16 protein-coding genes are annotated in these 21,417 nt (G+C 42.4%); 8 read left to right on the top strand and 8 right to left on the bottom strand.

Annotated elements, in window-relative coordinates:
- Positions 1-165 precede the first annotated feature (165 nt).
- The 3 genes from NSTC745_RS04495 (at position 166) to NSTC745_RS04505 (ending at position 3,479) form a co-directional block, all read left to right on the top strand.
- Complete coding sequence (locus tag NSTC745_RS04495) at positions 166-1,095, top strand: SPFH domain-containing protein (RefSeq protein WP_445636078.1); 930 nt, start codon at positions 166-168, stop codon at positions 1,093-1,095.
- Between the two features lie 94 nt (positions 1,096-1,189).
- Positions 1,190-1,408 carry a hypothetical protein gene (locus NSTC745_RS04500; RefSeq protein ID WP_445636079.1) on the top strand — a complete coding sequence of 73 codons (219 nt, stop codon included), beginning with the start codon at positions 1,190-1,192 and terminating at the stop codon, positions 1,406-1,408.
- 469 nt (positions 1,409-1,877) lie between these two features.
- Positions 1,878-3,479, top strand: coding sequence for a S8 family peptidase (locus NSTC745_RS04505; protein WP_445636080.1), 1,602 nt, complete (start codon positions 1,878-1,880; stop codon positions 3,477-3,479).
- Positions 3,480-3,717: 238 nt separating this feature from the next.
- Here NSTC745_RS04505 and NSTC745_RS04510 read toward each other — a convergent pair whose 3' ends face one another.
- The 4 genes from NSTC745_RS04510 to NSTC745_RS04525 all read right to left on the bottom strand — a co-directional run bounded on the left by NSTC745_RS04510 (position 3,718) and on the right by NSTC745_RS04525 (position 8,384).
- Positions 3,718-5,226 (bottom strand): HlyD family efflux transporter periplasmic adaptor subunit, encoded by a 1,509-nt coding sequence (locus NSTC745_RS04510; protein ID WP_445636081.1) that lies wholly within the window; start codon positions 5,224-5,226, stop codon positions 3,718-3,720.
- Positions 5,227-5,415: 189 nt separating this feature from the next.
- Positions 5,416-6,291, bottom strand: a complete 876-nt coding sequence (locus tag NSTC745_RS04515) for an SDR family oxidoreductase (RefSeq protein ID WP_445636082.1) — start codon at positions 6,289-6,291, stop codon at positions 5,416-5,418.
- A gap of 301 nt (positions 6,292-6,592) precedes the next feature.
- Positions 6,593-7,495, bottom strand: coding sequence for a S1 RNA-binding domain-containing protein (locus tag NSTC745_RS04520; protein ID WP_445636083.1), 903 nt, complete (start codon positions 7,493-7,495; stop codon positions 6,593-6,595).
- A 136-nt stretch (positions 7,496-7,631) separates the two neighbouring features.
- Entirely contained in the window at positions 7,632-8,384 is a 753-nt protein-coding gene (locus tag NSTC745_RS04525; protein ID WP_445636084.1) for a dienelactone hydrolase family protein, read from the bottom strand.
- Between the two features lie 242 nt (positions 8,385-8,626).
- On the opposite strand from NSTC745_RS04525, the gene NSTC745_RS04530 reads away from it, so the two are divergent.
- Positions 8,627-9,610 carry a GntR family transcriptional regulator gene (locus NSTC745_RS04530; RefSeq protein ID WP_445638525.1) on the top strand — a complete coding sequence of 328 codons (984 nt, stop codon included), beginning with the start codon at positions 8,627-8,629 and terminating at the stop codon, positions 9,608-9,610.
- 42 nt (positions 9,611-9,652) lie between these two features.
- Positions 9,653-10,852: an FAD-dependent oxidoreductase gene (locus NSTC745_RS04535; protein ID WP_445636085.1), complete on the top strand. Its 1,200-nt coding sequence runs from the start codon at positions 9,653-9,655 to the stop codon at positions 10,850-10,852.
- Positions 10,853-11,145: 293 nt separating this feature from the next.
- On the opposite strand, the gene NSTC745_RS04540 is transcribed toward NSTC745_RS04535, so the two are convergent.
- The 4 genes from NSTC745_RS04540 to tig all read right to left on the bottom strand — a co-directional run bounded on the left by NSTC745_RS04540 (position 11,146) and on the right by tig (position 16,129).
- Positions 11,146-12,066 carry an alpha/beta fold hydrolase gene (locus NSTC745_RS04540; protein ID WP_445636086.1) on the bottom strand — a complete coding sequence of 307 codons (921 nt, stop codon included), beginning with the start codon at positions 12,064-12,066 and terminating at the stop codon, positions 11,146-11,148.
- Positions 12,067-12,248: 182 nt separating this feature from the next.
- Positions 12,249-13,589 carry an ATP-dependent protease ATP-binding subunit ClpX gene (clpX, locus tag NSTC745_RS04545; protein WP_096536103.1) on the bottom strand — a complete coding sequence of 447 codons (1,341 nt, stop codon included), beginning with the start codon at positions 13,587-13,589 and terminating at the stop codon, positions 12,249-12,251.
- 9 nt (positions 13,590-13,598) lie between these two features.
- The gene (clpP, locus tag NSTC745_RS04550; protein WP_445636087.1) at positions 13,599-14,297 is read right to left on the bottom strand and encodes an ATP-dependent Clp endopeptidase proteolytic subunit ClpP; all 699 of its coding nucleotides are present in this window, start codon (positions 14,295-14,297) and stop codon (positions 13,599-13,601) included.
- Positions 14,298-14,689: 392 nt separating this feature from the next.
- Positions 14,690-16,129, bottom strand: coding sequence for a trigger factor (gene tig, locus NSTC745_RS04555; RefSeq protein WP_445636088.1), 1,440 nt, complete (start codon positions 16,127-16,129; stop codon positions 14,690-14,692).
- Between the two features lie 884 nt (positions 16,130-17,013).
- On the opposite strand from tig, the gene NSTC745_RS04560 reads away from it, so the two are divergent.
- From NSTC745_RS04560 to NSTC745_RS04570, 3 genes are all read left to right on the top strand, one after another.
- Positions 17,014-18,051 carry an aspartate-semialdehyde dehydrogenase gene (locus tag NSTC745_RS04560; RefSeq protein ID WP_445636089.1) on the top strand — a complete coding sequence of 346 codons (1,038 nt, stop codon included), beginning with the start codon at positions 17,014-17,016 and terminating at the stop codon, positions 18,049-18,051.
- A gap of 218 nt (positions 18,052-18,269) precedes the next feature.
- A complete protein-coding gene (gene dapA, locus NSTC745_RS04565) occupies positions 18,270-19,154 on the top strand; it encodes a 4-hydroxy-tetrahydrodipicolinate synthase (protein ID WP_445638526.1) in 885 nt (294 codons plus the stop codon).
- Between the two features lie 375 nt (positions 19,155-19,529).
- Positions 19,530-21,302: a ribonuclease J gene (locus NSTC745_RS04570; RefSeq protein WP_445636090.1), complete on the top strand. Its 1,773-nt coding sequence runs from the start codon at positions 19,530-19,532 to the stop codon at positions 21,300-21,302.
- Positions 21,303-21,417: the final 115 nt, after the last annotated feature.

Raw genomic sequence — 21,417 nt, forward strand, 5'->3', positions numbered from 1 at the left:
AGGCGGGGTGGGGTTCTTTTTTTTGATTTATGCAAGAAGTCTATTCAGCAAAACCAAAAATCCTTAAAGCAAACATCTGCATAGCCTTGCTACTTGGGAAACTACCTTTTTCTTGAAATTAAAGTGATATCATTTTAATATCAAAAAAGATTGTAGGAATAGACAATGAAGCACCAAATCAGGGAATTTCCTGCGTTTAAAATCAACGGCTTCATAGCTTTGGGCATAGTCCTAGCTTTAGCGATTTTTGGCAGTTGGCAGGTTTGGTCAACAATACAAGGATTAATAGAAGTCTTAGGCAGAAGCCTGAGGGTGGGAGATTTTGCCGATTTAGCAGAAATAGGCGCATGGTTAGGAACAGCACTTATAGCGCTAGTTATTCCCTCACTATCAGGTTTCTTAACAGTCGAGCCAAATCAAGCAATAGTACTAGTCTTTTTTGGGCGCTATGTAGGTACTATTCAAGAAGCAGGCTTTTGGTGGACTAACCCTTTCACTGATAAACGCAAGGTATCTTTACGGGTTCGCAATTTTAACAGCAAAATATTAAAAGTCAACGATGCTCAAGGCAGCCCAATAGAGATTGCGTCTGTCATAGTGTGGCAAGTAATAGAACCAGCCAAATCTAAATTTTCAGTTGATGACTACGAGCAATTTGTCGCTATCCAAAGCGAGACAGCGATACGCGCCTTAGCAATTCGCTATCCCTATGACGCACCTGACGAACAATCAATTCCTTCATTGCGTGCAGTACCAGATGAAATCGCGCTTTTCCTGCAAAAAGAATTGCAAGCCAGACTTGAAGTTGCAGGAGTTGAAGTAGTAGAAGCAAAACTTTCTCATCTTGCATATGCTCCAGAAATTGCTCAAATGATGTTGCGTCGTCAACAAGCCAAAGCAATGATTGATGCGCGGCGGCAAATTGTTGAGAGTGCAGTCGGGATGGTTGATGAAGCACTTAAACGCATAAGCCAACAACAAATGATTGACTTGGACGATGAACGCAAAGCCGCTATGATTAACAATCTGCTGGTTGTCTTAACCTCAGAACAAAATATCCAACCAGTGGTTAATACTGGCAGCCTTTATACCTAATACCAATTCGTAATTTTTAATTAAGAAAATTTAGGTTATATCGAGGTTTCAAGGTTTGAATCTGTTGCCGAATTTTAAATAATTGCTATAAAACATGAGCCAGAAAAAACGGTTTTTACTGCGTTTAGACCTTGAATTATACGAAGTCCTGGAAAAATGGTCTGCTGATGAATTAAGGAGCGTTAACGCACAAATTGAGTATTTGCTAACAGAAGCAGCACGTAAAACAGGGAGATGGAAAGAAAGTAAGGCCAAAAAAAATACTAAACGGCAAACGAAGGATACACAAATCCAAGACAAATCAGATGATTAAAAAGAAGAGTTCATAATTCTAAATTCTCTATTCTGGCTTCTCTTTATTTTACAGAATCGTTAAAATACAGCGTTTTTCAGGTAAATCAAGTACACGGGTAGGGGCTTTACATCTGTGCGCCTCTACTACGATCTATACCTCACCAACTTGCAATCTGCTGTAAATATATAAATGCTGAATGATGGCTCATAAACAAGATCCTCAATTTCTTGGCGAAGTTGGGGATCTGCTGTTTAAAATTATCAAAATACTATGACTTTGTGATAATAAGCTCATATTTAATTGATAATTGTAATCTTGATAAAGCTGCCGAATTTCAAAATATTTTTTGTAGTAGAATTAGCAACTTTTTCCGAAATTACATAGTATTTATTGACAATAGAGGTTCTTCACAGATTAAAATCTTTTTTTACAAGATTTTAACGCTTCAGACTGTCAAAAACTATTGCTATTTTTGAGAAAAATACTCATGCTCAATAATGATGTTAATAACAATTTATTTTCCAATAAAGCGTTAAACACCAATTCAATCTCTTCATTGGATACCTTTAATACTAGAGATAACTACAGTCTGAATTTCATTGGTCGTAGTAGCTACAATTCAACTGAAGCTGATGTACAGCAGCTAAATAAAAATAATTCAAAAATTAGCACTAACAATACTGCTACTAGCAGTGCAACTTATAATTCCACCACTGGTTATGGCTTAATTAATTCAGCAGCAGCAGTGGCTAGAGTTACTGGTCAAAATACCTTTGCAGATGTTCCAGATCTTGGTGGGAATAATTGGGGAGCAGACCTTGTTAAAGCCCCAGAAGCTTGGGCGCAGGGATACACAGGTCAAGGCGTTGTTGTCGCTGTTGTAGATACCGGGGTTGACCGCAACCACGAGGATTTGAGAAACAATATCTGGACGAATGCTAACGAAATTGCAGATAACGGGATAGATGATGATGGCAATGGTTATGTTGATGATAATTATGGCTGGAACTTCTCCGGTAATAACAACAACACCTTAGACGGAAATGGTCATGGGACTCATGTTTCTGGCACGATCGCAGGAGAGAATAATAACTACGGTGTCACCGGCATTGCCTATAATGCCAAAATCATGCCTGTCAAAGTTTTGAATGACTCTGGCTCAGGTTCCTATAATTCCATAGCTAAAGGCATTCGCTACGCTGTGGACAATGGAGCCGATGTCATTAACCTCAGCTTAGGAGGCAGATATTCTAATCGCACTCTAGAGTCGGCCATTAATTATGCCAGCAGCAAAGGAGTAATTGTCGTCATGGCTGCTGGAAATGATGGCGGCTCATCACCAGATTATCCCGCCCGCTATGCCTCCAAGTTTGGAATTGCCGTTGGCGCAGTAGATAGAAATAATAACATGGCTGACTTCTCCAACCGTTCTGGAACAAGCGAAATCAGCTACGTCACAGCCCCAGGAGTTAACGTCTACTCCACAGTTCCGAATAACCAGTATGACACTTATAGCGGCACTTCTATGGCTGCTCCTCACGTTGCTGGTGTAGTTGCTCTGATGCTGAGTGCTAATCCCAACCTAACTGATGCCCAAGTACGTCAAATTGTCGCAGAAACCTCAGGAAATAGTACACAAAGTACAAATTCTAGTTTAAACATTTCTAATGTAAATTCTCTGACAAGTCAGGCAATGACACAAACAGCAGAATATCTATCGCCCAAGACTATCTCTAGTTTTAATAATTCTGATTTCGGTTCTATCGTCAATCAGACATTTACACAAACAACAAATTATGTGATATCAGATATCTCTAGTTTTGATAATTTCGATATTGGTTATGCGGGGGATAAAGCAATTACAGAAACAAGAAATTATTTAACCCCATCTGAAGATAATAACGAATTAGTTAATCCGCAATCCTGGGATATATCTCTAAACTACGACACAATATTCAGCAACGTTAATATTAATAGTAATGAGAATAATCAGGATGGGAATAATATTGATTTTGGTAAACTAGTAGAGCAAATGCAAAAACAATTAGAACAATTAGAACAAATTAGAAAATTCTTTGGTTTTAGTTGAAGATTAGAGCGGGGAATAGGCAACAGGCTTTGAAAGTCACTTTTATCATAGTTTGACGCTCAATTTATTTTCTAATATCAATTGTTCCTTTTTACCTGTTCCCCATTCCCTGTTTCTTGCGCTGCACTGAGCTTGTCGTATCCCTACAATACGAGCAAGCTAAGCGGCGCGTCTAGATAGGGAAGTGTTCCCTCTCTCTACGAGTTATTCAGGAATAAAATCTGATTCTTATACAAACTTACCTGACTGAAAATGCCTCGCTGAAGCGCCGGGTTACAGGCTCAGTAATGAAGGTCAAAATTGACTTTTTACGAGTCACAATTTCACCTGTAGCAGCCATCCCTGGTGTAAATTCCACTTCTTGACCCCGAACATTCACTGCGTGTTTACTTAACTTAATTCTTGTGGGAAAAACTAAGCCCAATTCTTTATCAACTATTGCATTGGGACTGACTTGTACAACTTCGCCATCCACAGTACCAAATTCTTGAAAGGGGAAAGTTGCCATTTTTACTTTAGCTCTCATTCCTTGACGAATAAACCCAATATCGCGGTTGAGAACTTTCACCTCTAGGAGCATTTCTTCGCCTTCTGGCAAGATTGACAGCAATTCTTCACCGGGTTGTACTGGCCCCTTGGTAGCTTTGACTCTGTAAATCGTACCACTAACGGGAGCGTCGATGGTTTCCAAAGCTTGCTGCTTTCTCGCCTGCTCTAATTGACCTTGAACGGTTGTCAGTTCTTCTTTACGCTTGTTTAACTCGGTCAAAATTTCACTTTGGCGTTCTGATGCTACGCGCTGAGCTTGATTTTTTGCAGCTTTATAAGCTTCTTCGGCTTGGCGAATTTCTTGGGCTTGAGCAGCAATATCTTTTTCTAATGATGTAACTTTATCTTCAGCCTCGATTATTCTATTTTGGGCGTTGGTGACTTCATCTTGTGCCCTAGTGATTTCTGTCTTTGTACGAGTTAATCTTTCTTGGGCTTCTAGGTAATCAACTCTAGGTACAGCGCCGGGAGTTATTAAGGTGCGTAGACTTTTTTCTCTTTCTTCGGCGATCGCCAAATTACCCTCAATTCTAGTACGGATGCTTTCGGCGTTGGCAACGTTGGTTTTAGCATTGGTAACGCTAGTTTTAGCAGCCACTAGGTTGTCTTGCAACCGCGTCAAACGAACTTTGGCTTGATCGATGAGTGCTATTTGGCGATTTGCTTCGGCTTCAGCTGCGGCTTGACGTGCTTGGAAATCTTGCAGGCGGGAACTTAAAAGTTCGTCTTGCAGTTTCGTACCAGCTATTTTGCTTCCAGTGCGTTCTGCATCCAAACGTTGCAAATCGTCCTGAATCAATCTCGTAGATTTGGCTAAACGGGAAACATCTGTTTTCTGTAAATCTGGATCTTTTTGAACCAGAACTTGACCTTTGGTAACGCGATCGCCATCTTGCACTTTCACAGCGACAATTGACCCTCCACCCAAGGATGTCACCGGTCTTACCTGTGTAGAAGCAATTAATTCCCCCGGCGCTGTTGCTACTTCATCGATTTGGGAGAAGTGCGCCCACGCGATCGCCCCAAACACTATAACGCTAATCGTTCCCGCTAATAATCTCGTGTACAGAGGTGGCAATTCCTGTACAGCTTTCCCTAATTCATAGGTGAGTTGTTCCTCAGGCTGGGCGAATCGCTCTTTTGTCTGACGTGCTTGAGCAGCATTTATCATATATTTTTGTCCTTTGTTATTTGTCATTTGTCATTTGTCAGTTGTCCTTTGTCCTTTGTCCTCTCTTACAAAGTTCAGATCGGAGGAAACCTCCGCTCTGACTTTGCGCTTTGTCATTTATCAGTTGTCCTTTGCTAATGACAAATGACCAATGACTAATGACCAATAACCAATGACTAATGACTAATGACCAATGACTAATGACTTGTATTTAATTCAAACTGTCAAATAGCGCCGCAAAAAACTTTCTAATGTTTCCAATTGGAAGTTAAAAATTGCTTCTAAATTGGCAATTTCATCTTTTGTGCAGAAAAATTCATTTGCTAGCAATGTGCGAAAGGTTCCGAAAGCTTTTTGAGTTTGGGGATTAAATAAACCTAATGCTCCTTGTAAACCATCAATAAGAAACAGCGGTGAATTTATTATTACTGGTTCTTTGGCAAAGATCCGACCAAAAATCCGGGGAATATCTTCTCTTAATAAAATCTCCGGCCCTCCCACCGGGAAAATCCGGTTGCGAGCGCCTTCAACTGTTACAGAATCTACTACTATCCTGGCCAAATCATCGGTACTGACAATTGAGGTACGATTTTTGCGATCGCCAATCAATAAATACAATCCTGTTTCCCGAAATCGTTCTACTAATGGCAGCAAGTTAGATGCTAATCCAGATGGACGCAAAATTGTGTAATTTAAGCCACTAGCTTCTAAATATCGCTCTACTGCTCGTTTAGCTTTGAAAACCGGAGCGTCTTCATAACCGCGATCGGCTCCTAGTACCGAAATGAAGACAAAGTACTGCACGCCATTGGCTTTTGCTTGGTCAATCAGTTCAATATTGGCACGGTAGTCTAAGGATAAAGCATCGCTATCAGAACCGTGGGCGCTGATAATGTACTTCACACCTTTACTAGCTTTTTCAATATCTTTTTCTTGCTGCAAATCACCGATAAAGATTTCTGCACCGCGATGTTCTAACTCGCTGTAGCGCGAGGTTAGACGGGCAAATGCTCTCACAGACTGGTCTCGTTGGCGTAGGAGCCGCACAACTCTGCGACCAATTCCCCCCGTTGCTCCAGTTACTAGAAACATATAAATACCTAAGTTGAATAGTTACAGCGTTTATAGTTATCGAAATGCTCGGTATATTTAAACAGGAAATATTTGCATATTTTTATACTTTGTAACCATGCTCAAGATATCCTCACGCCAAGTAACTCAATAGGTCACACTTTATTTATCTTAATAGTTGTTAGTTTCATGACAACCACAAATTCTTAAATTTCTGGTTTATATTCACTCATTAATTTATACGATCGCACTATTTATATATACTATCCAAGCAGTCCACCGCCAGAACGTGACTGCGTTTGGCGGCGATTAGATGTTAAAACTATTCCGATACTTTGTTACTAGCTCTATTGGCACGCGCCTCAGCTGAAGCCATTACCTCATCGAAATTCTCTAGCACTTCGCCAGGGAAATTTTCCAAAACTCTAGTAGAAAGAGCAACTCGCCCTTTACCTTCATCCAAATCAATAATTACAGCTTTAATTGGTTGACCAATTTGAAATACCTTTTCTAAAGATTCGATAAATTTTTGGCTTACCTGCTTGATATGAAGTAAAGCGCTCATGCCATCTAAATCAATAAACACACCAAAAGGTTTAATCCCAGTAACTTTACCTTCTACCAATTGACCGAGTTCTAACAAACTAAAGTTGCTAGAACGAGTTGCTAAACGTTGAGAAAGTATCAGTTTATTGGTACTTTTATTAATTTCTAAAAAGCCCACAGTCAGAGTTTGACCTTTGAGTGCTTCTAGATTATCGCGCTCAGCCAAGTGCGATCGCGGAATAAATCCCCGCAAAGACAAAACCTCGACTGTGACACCACCTTTATTCACACCCATAACCTTGACTTGCACTGTCTGGGCATTTTCCTGCATTTGCGCCAATCGTTCCCAGATGTGCTGAATTTCCAACTGCTTTCTAGAAAGAGTAACTTGACCTTCTGCATCCTGATCTCGGATGATCAAAAATTCCAGTTCCTCTTGCAATGGCAGCACCTCCGATAAATCCGTCACTGCTCTCAAAGAAGCCTCATCGCGCGGCAGAAAAGCTGACGATTTGCCACCAATATCAACATAAGCTCCATCATGGTCGAGTTGGAACACTTTGCCATGTACAACCTGTCCCTTTTGAAACTGGTAGTCGTGCTTTTCTAGTGCTTTGGCAAAATCGTCCATTGTAAACGACGAATTGGCTGTTTGAGAAAGTTTCGATTCGGAATTCATGACTTTTGAAGATTAATTTTTATGTCAGCTGATGCCACTGGAGTTTAAATTGTGATTTGTTCCTTGCCCTTTGTTATTTGTCAGTTGTCATTTATCCTTTGTCCTTTGCTAATGACTAATGACTAATGACTAATGACTAATGACTAATGACTAGTTGACTAAAGAGTTCTTGCACCTGCTCCCAAGCATCGGCAGCAGCTTTAGGATTATAACTGCCACGATGGTCGCAGAAAAATCCGTGGTCAGCTCCATCGTAGCGGAACACACGATGAGGAATTTTATATTTTTCTAACTCTGCTTCAATTTCATCTACTTGTTCGGCTGGGATGCTAGGGTCTTCTTTACCAAACAAGGCATAAATAGTACCTGCGATTTCTCTGGTGCGCGTGAGTGTAGGAGTGCCACCTCCAGGGGTGCGCGTGGTAATTCCAGCGCCGTAAAAGGAAGCCGTAGCTTTAATATCTGGTAAGGTAGCTGCCAGATACGCGACATGACCGCCGAAGCAGAAACCAATACAGCCAAAGCCATCTTTTTTAACCTTGGGGAGGCTTTTAAGGTAGTCAATTGCTAGTTGAACATCGCTCAATAATTCTGATGCTTGAGTCTGCTCCCAAGCGTATTTTCTGCCAATCTCAATATCTTCTGGGGTATAACCGGTTTCAAAACCAGGGGCAATACGTTCAAAAAGAGCAGGTGCGATCGCTACATACCCAAGTTTGGCAATTCGTTCTGTAACTTCCCGAATGTGAACGTTGACACCGAAAATCTCCTGCAACACCACGATTCCTGGATAAGAGCCAGATTCTTCTGGTTCTGCCAGATAAGAAGACACTTGAATATTATCTTGCAAAAGTTTAACCGTTGTGGTACTTATTACTTGCTCTGTCATAATAATTTTTACCAGTATTATGCGATCGGCGGTGTATTTCTTTGATATAACTATGCCAGTATGTCTAGGTTATTTCCAATTAAATTATCAATTACCATAGTGAGCGCATTCAAAATTTGTACCAGAAAAATTTCATATGTAAATCAAATATTTGACATCTAAATCAGCCGATCGCCAAAGGAGTGCTGACTTGCAAGTGCTAGCACTCAATGTTCACCACTCAGTATTCAGGAGGTTTGGTGATGATTCAATTCCGCATTCAGCCAGACAGCGAAATTCCCGCATCAACGCAGTTATTTAATCAAATTCGGTTTGCGATCGCTTCCCGACAATATCCACCTGGTTACAAATTGCCAAGTACGCGGGCGCTAGCAATGCAAACTGGGTTACACCGTAACACCATCAGCAAAGTTTACCGTCAACTAGAAGAAGACGGATTTGTAGAAAGTCTGGCTGGTTCCGGAATTTATGTACGCGCCCAAGGTCATGAGGGCGGTAGCAGGCTACAATCACCAATTCTCAAACAACATCCCGATGCCTATAAAATTGTCCAGCAAGCACTAGATGAACTACTTTCACAAGGATGTTCCCTAAGTCAAGCTAGAGAGCTATTTTTAGCAGAAATTGACTGGCGTTTGCGTTGTAGTGCGCGGGTATTAGTTGCAGTTCCATCTTATGATATGGGTGCTGGTGAGTTGATGGTATATGAATTAGAGCGATCGCTAAAAATACCAGTACAGTTGGTAGCAATGGAAGAGTTAGCTGCCGTGCTAGATAAAACTACTTCTGCGACAGTAGTCACGAGTCGTTATTTTATCAATGATGTGGAAGCGATCGCAGCTCCCAAAGCTGTACGAGTGATTCCTCTGGATATCTACGACTACACCAAAGAACTCAACTTCTTGAAAACCTTACCAAAAGAAAACTGTGTAGGCATAGTCAGCCTCAGTTCTGGAATTGCCCGCGCCGCCGAAGTCATCCTCCACGGTTTGCGGGGAGATGAACTACTAATTATGACTTCTCAACCAAAAGATGCTTATAAGCTTCAAGCAATGGTGAAGCGGGCTGAGGTGATTATCAGCGACTTAGCCAGTTTTGCAGCCGTGCAAGCAGCCGTGCAAGCAGCCGATGAAGATATTATTCGTCCGCCAAAGCTAATTAAGGTTGAGAATTATATCGGCGCTAACTCGATTAACTTGCTAAAACGAGAACTAGGTTTGAGTTAATCTCAAGATAATTCGACCAACATCTTTGACAGGAGGAACGCAGTGGCACAGATTGTGATTGTAGGCGCAGGGCCAACAGGTGCAACACTCGCCCTGCTCCTGGCAAAACGCGGTATTGCTGTAACGTTAATTGAAGCAGCAAGAGACTTTCATCGTGTATTTCGCGGCGAAGCATTAATGCCCAGCGGCTTAGATGCACTAGAGCAAATGAATCTATCAGCATTATTAGAGGATATCCCCCATCGGCAACTTGACGCGTGGGAATTTATTTTCGGAGAGAAGCAATTTTTTCGAGTTGATGAACCAATGGGGGCAGATCGGCCTTGTACTCTGCTTCCACAACCACCATTGCTCAAAGCACTGATTTCCCAAGCTCAAACCAATGATGGGTTTGAATTTATCCAAGGTGTTGCTGTTAAAGATTTACGCTGGAATAACCAACGCGTTGCAGGTGTAGTACTCAGCGATGGCAGAGAATTTGCTGCTGACTTAGTAATTGGGGCAGATGGTCGAAGTTCTCTTGTGCGACAACGTATAGGATTGGAATTGGTACGCCAACCCAAAAATGTGGACATTCTCTGGTTTAAGCTTGCCGCCAGCCCTGAATTTGCAGCCGATAATGTGTTTCGTACTATTTTAAATAGCGATCGCGCATTTAGCATTTTTCATGGAGCAGAATCAGGAAAACTGCATCTAGCTTGGGTAATGTCCGCCAACGAAAACCCCGACACCAAGCAAGCCAATTGGGCAGAAATTTTTGCATCGCTATCACCCTCATGGCTAGCAGAACATTTCCGTACTCATGCAGATACCATCGAATCCCCCATTCGTCTTTCTGTTGTGGTCGGTTATTGTCCAAAATGGCACGCACCAGGAGTACTACTTTTAGGCGACGCCGCACACCCAATGTCTCCCGTGCGTGCCCAAGGAATTAATCTCGCATTGCGTGATGTCATTGTTGGCGCTAATCATCTCGTACCGCTGTTCCATAAAAAAGCTCAGCACGAAGAGATTGATATGGCATTGCAGCAAATTCAAGCCGAACGCCAGCCAGAAATTATCCGCGCCCAGCAACTCCAGTTACACGAAGCCAGACAAGGCGAACTACTGCGAAAAAATCCACTGCTGCGATCGCTCTTGATTCAACTTGCTCCCTTACTCGGTAAAATAATCCAAAAGTCTTGGTTAAAGCGCCAATATGAAATGCGTCAAGGTATAACCCAAGTACACTTAACTGTCTAAAACCAATTCTCTTGTAAACTTGCACAGAATAATTGGCGTTGCTGATTAAAAATATGAATTTAGCTCACGCAGAGGAGCCAGTGCGTTGGGCGGCTTTGCCGACTTGAAGAAACTGGCGTAGCGCAGAGTCGCAGAGAGTAAGAGTTGAGAAGAGTTAATTTTTTCATTTCATATTCAAATTCAGCAACGCCGAATAATTAATTCTCTTCCTTGGCGTTCTTCTCTTCGAGACGCTTCGCGAAGGCGTCCTTGGCGGTTCGTTTAATGATAATTGGTATAAAAAACTGTTTTAATTATCCCACTTGTGCTTCTGCTGTCTTAATTTGCAAAAACTCTTGTACTCGCCGCAAATAAGTTGATGCATCTTCCAACATCGGAAAATGGGCAGTATTGGGAATCACGACAAATTCAACTTTGTCACTGAATGCTGCTGCTTGACGCCCCATCTCGGCTGGAATAATTTTGTCATACTCACCCGCTACCAGCAAAGTTGGCACTGTCAGCTTCGCAAACTCTTGCGGCATCAATTCAGATTGTGCCTTAGAAACTGAAGTAAAAATTGTACCTAATGCTGCATCATAATCTGCTTGCAGAAAATCTTGCAAAAAAGCCTGCCGTTCGGAATTCGGTATGGGACTATGCAGAAATCTAGCCATAAACATCCGGTCAACAAATGGTATTTTATCTAACCATTTGGGGCGGAATTTAACTACATAACCGCCGAATTTATGAAAGGCTGTAAATGCTTTTTCGTCATACTCAAAAACACCGCTACAAGTTAAAATTCCTCGTTCCACCCGTTGAGGATAGCGGTTAAAAAATAAAGTAGCAACAGAAGCACCCATTGAATGGGCATTAATATAGACACGCTGAATATGCAACCCATCTAACAAAGCTGCCAAATCATCAGCGTATTCTTCTAATTCATACGTCAAGTCTTTTATTGCCTCTGATTGTTCCTGAAGTGACTCAGACTCGGCAACAGATTCACTCGCTTGGACTATGGTTGGCTTACCACGAGAACGCCCAAATCCCCGCAAATCGTAGAGTAAACAATCAAATTGCTCAGATAAAGCATTAGCAGTACTTCGCCAATATCTAGCCGAACCAGCCCAACCGTGGATGAAAACCATCACTGGTTTTGTCAAAGAACCAGATGGTTTTTTCACCCATTCGTAGTAATGCTCAACGCCACGAACATTAATGTAAGGCATTTGTGCTTTGTCCTCCGTCTTTATGTCATTCGTCGTCTCTTACAAATTCCCATCGCCAAGGACGATGAGAATTTGCGCTTTGTTATTAGTCACTTGTCCTGGTGCATTTTTATTACTCGTTAGTTTTTGACTAATAACCAATGACCAATGATTAATGACTAATGACCAATGACTAATGACTCTTAAGCTGATTCTGGCTTCGGTAGTGAAGATGGATGTACGATTAGTTCGGCAGTCGATCGCTTTTCAACCATCTCGCGCGTTACTGTACAGCGTGTCACGTCTTTACGAGACGGTAACTCATACATCACATCCAGCATCAATTCTTCCACAATACCCCGCAAAGCTCTAGCACCAGTTTTTCGACGGTAGGCTTCTTGAGCGATCGCTTTTAGAGCATCTGCTTTAAAGTCTAACTGGACATTATCCATCTTCAGCAGTTTTTGGTACTGCTTCACTAGGGCGCTACGTGGTTGAGTAAGAATCGCCATCAGCGCTTCTTCATCTAGGGGATCTACTACTGCTACCATTGGCACGCGCCCGATAAATTCTGGAATCATGCCAAACTTAACTAGATCGTCTGGTTCTAGATGGCGGAGAGTGTCTGCCGCTCGTTTTTCCTTTGACTGCCCTTCTCCCGGCTGCACAAAACCTATTGCTTTTTTGCCAACTCTCTGATCTACAACCTTTTCTAAGCCTACGAAAGCCCCACCACAGACAAACAAGATATTGCTAGTATCAATTTGAATGCAGTCTTGGTACGGGTGCTTGCGTCCTCCTTGGGGTGGTACGTTGGCGATCGTTCCCTCTAACATTTTCAGCAAGGCTTGTTGCACGCCTTCGCCGGAAACATCGCGAGTAATCGAGGGATTCTCGCTCTTGCGGGCAATTTTGTCAATTTCGTCGATGTAGATAATTCCCCGTTGGGCTTCCTCTACGTCTAAATCTGCCACCTGCAACAGTCGCAGCAAGATATTTTCCACATCTTCTCCCACATACCCTGCTTCCGTCAGCGTCGTGGCATCGGCTACGGCAAAGGGCACATCAAGGATTTTCGCTAGGGTTTGGGCTAAGAGAGTTTTACCGCAACCAGTAGGCCCGATTAGCAAAATATTAGACTTTTGCAACTCTACCGCATCATCAGCGGCAGCTTTGCCATTGGCTTTAGACTGAACGATCGCCAACCGTTTGTAGTGATTGTAAACGGCAACAGATAACACTTTCTTGGCTTCGTCTTGACCAATAACGTGTTCGTCTAGATACTTTTTAATCTCTCTTGGCTTGGGTATTTGATTAAACGAAATACTCGAAGAGCGGGTACGGCGTTTTTGAGGTGGTTCTGCTCTTGGTGCAGGTTGGGCCGCTGCACCATTCGTATCGAGTAACTCCTCGTCTAGTATTTCATTACACAAGTCAACGCATTCATCGCAGATGTAGACTCCCGGCCCCGCGATTAATTTACGCACCTGCTCTTGAGACTTGCCGCAAAATGAACATTTTAAATGGGAGTCGTACTTAGACATACCAGCCTCTTATTTCAGAATGGTGACGTTTTCCCCTGCTGTGGGAAGATTTTGCCTGGAAATGACCTGATCGATCAAACCGTAGTTTTTGGCCTCTTCTGCCGACATGAAAAAGTCGCGCTCAGTGTCTGCTTCGATTCTTTCTAAAGGTTGACCAGTATGGTGAGATAGTAACTGATTTAGCTTCGCTTTAACGTAAAGAATTTCTCTGGCTTGAATTTCAATGTCAATAGCTTGCCCTTGAGCGCCACCAAGTGGTTGGTGAATCATGATTCGGGAGTCGGGAAGAGACATTCGCTTACCCGCAGTCCCGGCTGTTAACAAAAACGCTCCCATGCTCGCAGCTAATCCAAAACAGATGGTAACAACATCGGGGCGTATTTGCTGAATTGTATCATAGATTGCCATCCCTGCGTAGACGGAGCCACCGGGAGAATTAATGTACAGTTGGATATCTTTTTCGGAATCTTCAGCATCCAGGAATAACAACTGAGCGACAATTGAGTTGGCAACAGTGTCGTCTATTGGCGTTCCCAAAAAGATAATCCGCTCTCGCAGCAGGCGGGAGTAGATATCGAAAGCCCTTTCTCCCATACCGGATTGTTCTACCACCATCGGCACGATGTTGTTAGGGCTGTTCAACTGGGAGTTAATGTTTATTTTACTTAAGTTGCTGATGGGATAATTTCGCGACTGCGATACAAGCATAGAAAATTTAACGATAGTTGGGACAGAACTCTCGGCAGCGGAAGCTGCTTTCTTGACGAGTGAGATTTTTATTTAAGCTACGTGTTAACCATTATGCCTCATATAAATTCCTCTCGTGTAACACAGTATCAAGCCCAGACGCAAACGGTGTCACTATTTCCTGAAAATCCTTTAATTTTTCTTTTTATTGTAGGGTATGGGGCATCGGGCATCGGGGAGATGAGGACATAGCTTCGCTAAGGGAAAAGGGTAAAGGGAAAAGAGAGATCTTTCCTTTCCCCTTTGCCCCTTCCCCATACCCAATGCCCAATGCCCAATGCCCTTCACCTCTTTAGCTTACCCATTTCACAAGTACTTTAACTCAAGACTGGTGAATGATGGTTGTAGGGTTTTCACGACTCTGCTGCGGTTTCTGTGGGAGGTTCGCTGCTTTCTTGTGTCTCAGGTGCGTCGGCATCTGCATCTGATTGTGTTGATTCAGTTTCCTCTCCTGGAGCCAAGGAGCCTTCGGGTACAAGTTCAACTGAGGAGTGTTCTAAGAGCCAGTCAACGATTTTATCGGTTAAAAGTTCATTTTCCACCATTGAGCGCAATCTTTCTTCATCAATGTCTTGCTCATCTGGATACTGTTGTAAAAGTTCTGTGACTCTGGCTGCGATTTCGTCTGGCGTGACTTCGATAGATTCGCGTTTACCAACTTCTCGTAAGGACAAAGAGCGTTTGAGGCGCTCAATTGCTTCAGGGCGCGATCGCTCCCGCAATTGCGGAATAATATCTTGAGTAAACAACTTTCTCACATCTAGCCCTTGCTGAGACAGGCGAATTGCCGTTTGAGTCAGCATTGCATCCACTTCTTTCTCAATTAACGTTGCTGGCAAGTCAATTTCTACGTGCTTGAGCAGTTCCGTTAACAAGGCTTCTTGCTTATTGGTTTTGGTTTTTTCGTCAGCTTCTTTTTGATATCGCTCTACCAGAGAGGTGCGTAACTCTTCCAAAGTTTCAAAATCGCTGACTTCTTGGGCAAAGTCGTCATTTAATTCTGGTAACTCTTTTTCCTTGAGTTCTTTGACTGTCACTGTGAAGGTTGCTGCTTTTCCTGCTAAATCTTCATTGGCATAAGGATCTGGGAACTGCGCTGCAATTTCCTTGGTTTCTCCAGGATTCATGCCCACGATACCAGAGACAAAACCTGGAATAAATTTATCTTCTTGCAACTCTAATTGAAAATCAGTTGCTTCGGCTCCGGGAATCGCCTCTGGTTCGCCTGTTTCCTCTTCGCCTTCGGCTTTTGCGAACACACCTTTAAAATCAACTACAGCAACATCACCGATTTGGGCTGCACGTCCTTCTACAGGAATCAATGTTGCCAATTCTTCACGTTGCTTGTTTAAAGTGTTCTCTACTTGTTCTGGATCGTACTTGATTTCCTCTGCTTGGGAACGCAAATCAGTGTACTGCACTAGATTTACTTCTGGTTCGACATCAACAGCCGCCGAAATCGTTAGAGGCTTTCCAGGTTCATAATTATTAATCAAATCCTCAAACGAGGAGCGCAATTGCGGCTGACCGATTGCCTGGATGGATTCTTGTTTAACTGCTTGCTCAATACCATCTTGAATTAGTTCTTCTAGGGCTGCTGCCTTTATTCGAGTCGTACCCAGCCGTTGTAGCAATATTGGCCGAGGCACCTTGCCTTTACGAAACCCAGGAATATTGGCAGTACTCGCTAAGTTTTTAATGACTTGTTCGTAAGTTTGCTTGGTAATTTCCGGCGTAATTTCTATTTCCAAGCCAATTTGGCTGGCGGGAAGTTTTTCCTGGGTGACTTTCATGTTTCGTCTCTAGTTTTCTGGTATTTTAAACTCCGAGTACACACAAGACGCAACTAATCGCGTTTATGGCTTGATGTCTCTTAGGGGCAATGGGAGGTTGCCACAAGGCTTTATGATATCCAAAAATGGATGGTTGTCTTGGGGCAAAGATCTAGTTTACTGCCAATGTTCAAAGACTCGATACTTTAGCTTCATAACAATTAGTCATTGGGGATAGGGCATTGGGTATGGGGAAGGGGCAAAGGAAAGATCTCTTTTCCCTTTAACCTTTACCCTTAGCGAAGCTATGTCATCAACTTCCCACTCCCACAAATCAACTGAGAACTCAGGAATTAATTATCCACTTGGCTTACACCGTGATATCCTGGTTCTCAACGAGTAGTTAGTACTCTAAAGTTATAGTTGTAGTATTTAGTCTAGCTATTAACTTGTTGTAGCAGAGTGCATCTGTTGTCTAGCCCAATAGCTAAGTTGAATGTTGTGTTAGCTTGATTTCGTTGGAATTTACAGTATATATGTCATTTTGATAATGCATTTTGCAACTAAGACATTTATACGTATAAGGCCTCTGAAAAGCTCAAGTGCAGATATACCAATATCATTAATTTAAATTAAATGGCGATTTGTTGTATAGTAATATATAGTTTAAAATTAATGTAAAAATTGAATAAAAATGATTGTAAAATGCAACATACTTAACTTAAATTGATGAAATAACTAAACCAAAAAAAATAATTATATTGGATTGATAAAGATAAAGAAAATTAGAAAAAAATCTAAATTTATTCAAAATGTATTTCCAGAGTGCGATCGCCATTTAAATATAAGTAAATTGACAATTGTTCTAAAAATTACACACAAACCTCTTAAAGGAGGAAGCGAGTTTGTCTAAATCCTATCGTGTAGCTATTTTGGGAGCGACTGGTGCCGTTGGCACAGAGTTGCTGGAATTAGTAGAAAGCCGTGCTTTTCCTGTTGCTGAGTTAAAATTATTGGCATCGGAGCGGAGTGCAGGGCGATCGCTGCGGTTTAATGGAGAAAATATACCAGTAGAGCCAGTAAGCGATGGCGCTTTTGAAAACATTGATATAGTACTGGCTAGTGCGGGTGGTTCCACATCCAAAACTTGGGCAGGCGTCGCTGTGGAAAAGGGCGCAGTGGTAATTGATAATTCCAGTGCCTTTCGGATGAACCCAGAAGTCCCCTTAGTAGTGCCAGAAGTAAATCCCCAAGCGGCAGCTAACCACCAAGGCATTATTGCTAACCCCAACTGCACAACTATTTTAATGGCGGTGGCAGTATGGCCATTGCATCAAGTTAAACCAGTGCAGCGTATTGTAGCCTCAACTTACCAATCTGCTAGCGGTGCCGGGGCAAGAGCAATGGCAGAAGTGAAAACCCAAACCAGCGCTATACTACAAGGACAGCCACCAGTTGCCGAAGTATTGCCGTATCCATTGGCATTTAATTTATTCCCGCATAACTCCCCATTAAATGATTTGGGTTATTGTGAGGAAGAAATGAAAATGGTCAACGAAACCCGAAAGATTTTTGGCAGCCAGCAAATCAGAATTACTGCGACTTGTGTACGGGTTCCCGTACTTCGCGCCCACTCGGAAGCAATTAATTTAGAATTTGCAACTCCCTTTAGTGTAGAGGCAGCTAAAGAAATTCTAAATTCCGCACCTGGAGTAAAATTGGTAGAAGATTGGAAAAGTAATTATTTCCCTATGCCAATTGAAGCCACAGGTAGGGACGAAGTTCTAGTGGGAAGAATTCGTCAAGACATCTCTCATCCTTGTGGCTTGGAATTATGGTTGTGTGGCGACCAAATTCGCAAAGGGGCAGCCTTGAATGCAATCCAAATCGCCGAATTATTGGTAGAGAAAAATCTACTCAAACCATTAGTTACTAGTCATTAGTCATTGGTGATTAGTCATTGGTTATTGGTCATTAGTCATTGGTCATTGGTCATTAGCAAAGGACAACTGACAAATGAGAAAGGACAAATGACAAATGACTAAGCGCAAAGGACAAATGACAAATAAAAAATGACATTTTAAATCAATTTGCTAATAGCTTATTACAATAGAAAACCACCAAGATATAAAAACATGGGTAATTAGGAGTGACAAACAGGGTGGGAGATTTTGGCAATGTTTTAACCGCTATGATTACGCCGTTTAAAGCAGATGGTAGTGTAAACTACGAGCTAGCGGCAGAACTAGCAGCGCATCTAGCCAACAATGGTACGGATACATTGGTGGTATGTGGCACAACAGGAGAATCCCCTACCCTGAGTTGGGACGAGGAATACCAGTTGTTTGTCGAAGTGTTACAGGCTGTGGCAGGAAAAGCCAAGGTAATAGCAGGTTGTGGTTCAAATTCCACCAAAGAAGCGATCGCTGCTACCCAAAAAGCAGCTAAAATAGGAGTACACGGTTCCTTACAGGTTGTTCCCTATTACAACAAACCACCGCAAGCGGGATTAAAAGCACACTTTCAGGCAATAGCACAAGCCTGTCCCGAATTACCACTGTTGTTATATAACGTCCCCGGTCGTACCGGGCAAAACCTCCAGCCAGAAACAGTTGCCCAGTTAGCTGAGGTAAGCAACATTATCGGGATAAAAGAATCTACAGGTAGCATAGATCGGGCGAGTGAAATTCGCCGCTTGACACCAAAAGAATTCCAGATATACTCTGGTGATGATTACATGACTTTGCCCATGTTAGCGATCGGAGCAAAGGGTGTAGTAAGTGTGGCTTCTCATCTGGTAGGCAACCAACTACAGCAGATGATCCAAGCTTTTAGTGCGGGTAAAATTGAGGTAGCCAGCGAGATTCATCTCCGACTCTTCCCGTTGTTTAAAGCTTTATTTCTCACTTCAAATCCCATTCCAATTAAAAAGGCATTACAACTTCAAGGTTGGGAGGTTGGTTCAACTCGTCCCCCGCTATGCGAAGCTGACTCAGAAGTCACTCAAAAGTTAGAAGCAGTTCTTAAAGAACTTAGTTTAATCTAGCCACCAGATCTTTGAGTGCTGCTAATAGGCCTGCTTACTAAACATACATATAAACTAATGACCGTAATTGTTAGCAACTTATACCATTGTGAATGTTAAATTGAGGTTGATTTCTGAATAAAGAATTATGTGAATCCATTCGTATTACTAAGTTTTCAAATTTCAAATTGGTATTACTATTTAAAAACCTGTGTTAGGACTAATAGATATACTATGAATCCTTTAGTGTATTGTCATTTTTATTGAATAAACAATAAAAAATCTCAATTAAAACAAGATTGCTTTGGGACTGACTAAAAAGACAACTGAGGTTGTTTGAAATACAAGATCGTTAACTATCAACTTAATTAACAAAACGTAACAACTAAGGAGAAAATGGCTAAAAACGAAGCTAGTAATTCCGCCTTGAAAATTATTCCTTTAGGCGGTTTGCATGAAATTGGAAAAAATACTTGTGTTTTCGAGTACGAAGATGAAATTGTTCTGTTAGACGCAGGATTGGCTTTTCCCACAGAAGCGATGCACGGAGTCAATATTGTTCTCCCAGATACGACCTATCTGCGAGAAAATCGGCACAAAATTAAGGGGATGATCGTTACCCACGGTCATGAAGACCATATTGGTGGGATTGCTTTTCATCTCAAGCAATTTGAAATACCCGTAATCTATGGACCAAGACTAGCAATGGCAATGCTAGAGGGTAAATTAGAAGAAGCAGGAGTACGCGATCGCACAGAATTAAGAAAAGTTCTACCCCGTGATGTCGTGCGGATTGGCAAAAACTTTTTAGTGGAATATATCCGTAATACTCATTCTATAGCTGATAGTTTCACTGTTGCCATTCATACGCCACTGGGGGTAATTATCCACACCGGCGATTTTAAAATTGACCACACGCCAGTCGATGGGGAGAGATTTGACCTGCAAAGACTAGCAGAACATGGTGAAAAAGGCGTCCTTTGTTTGCTCAGTGATTCTACTAATTCTGAAGTTCCAGGGTTTACTCCTTCAGAACGTTCAGTTTATCCCAATCTTGACCGAGTATTTAGTCAAGCAACTGGGCGATTGTTTGTCACCACCTTTGCTTCTAGCGTCCATCGCATCAACATGATTTTGGATTTAGCGAAGAAGCATAATCGGGTAGTCACCGTGGTTGGGCGTTCCATGTTGAACTTGATTGCTCATGCTCGTAATTTGGGTTACATCAAGTGTGAAGATAATCTGTTGCAACCGTTGAACGCAGTCCGCAACCTGCCAGATGAAAATGTGTTGATTCTGACTACAGGTTCCCAAGGCGAACCAATGTCAGCAATGACCCGCATAGCTAATAAAGAACATCCCCATATTAAAATCCGTCAAGGCGATACAGTAGTATTCTCTGCTAATCCGATTCCCGGAAATACCATCGCTGTAGTCAATACCATTGATAAATTGATGATTCAAGGGGCAAATGTGGTCTACGGTCGGGATAAAGGAATTCACGTCTCCGGTCACGGCTGTCAGGAAGACCAAAAGTTAATGATTGCTTTAACTCAACCGAAGTTCTTTGTGCCATTCCACGGCGAACATCGAATGCTGGTGAAGCACGCCCAAACGGCTCATAGTATGGGCATACCAGCAGAAAACACGATCGTTATTCAAAATGGTGATGTCATAGAACTGACTGAAAATTCCATTCGGGTTGCCGGTAAGGTGCCATCTGGTATTGAACTGGTAGATACCACAAGTTCTGGTATGGTAAGTGCCACAGTGCTGCAAGAACGGCAACGTATGGCAGAAGAAGGTATTGTTACCATTGCCGCCGCCATCGATTGGAACGGTAAACTCTTGGCAAAACCAGAAATTCACCTGCGGGGTGTAGTTACAAGTTTAGAGCGATCGCTGCTGCAAAAATGGGTACAACAGCGGATTGAAGAAATTCTCACTGTGCGCTGGTCAGAATTTGCTGCTGGGGAAGGTGAAGCAGCAGATATTGATTGGGGTGGGTTGCAAGGAAGTTTGGAGCGAGAATTGCAACGTTCCATCCGCAGAGAATTGCAATGTCAACCATCTGTGACTTTGTTGATGCAAATTCCTGAGGAACCGCCGGTGAAAGTTGCCGATGGGAGAAGACGCCGGACTCGGACTGCTGCTCAAGTGGCATCTTAATAAGAAGCTCACGCAGAGGCGCAGAGACGCAGAGTTTTTTGGAGGGTCTTTGCGCTTTGGTGTGAGATTGAGAAACAAATCATTGCAAAGAACTAGTTTCAAACGAACTTGTCGA

This window comes from Nostoc sp. DSM 114161, assembly GCF_052692665.1.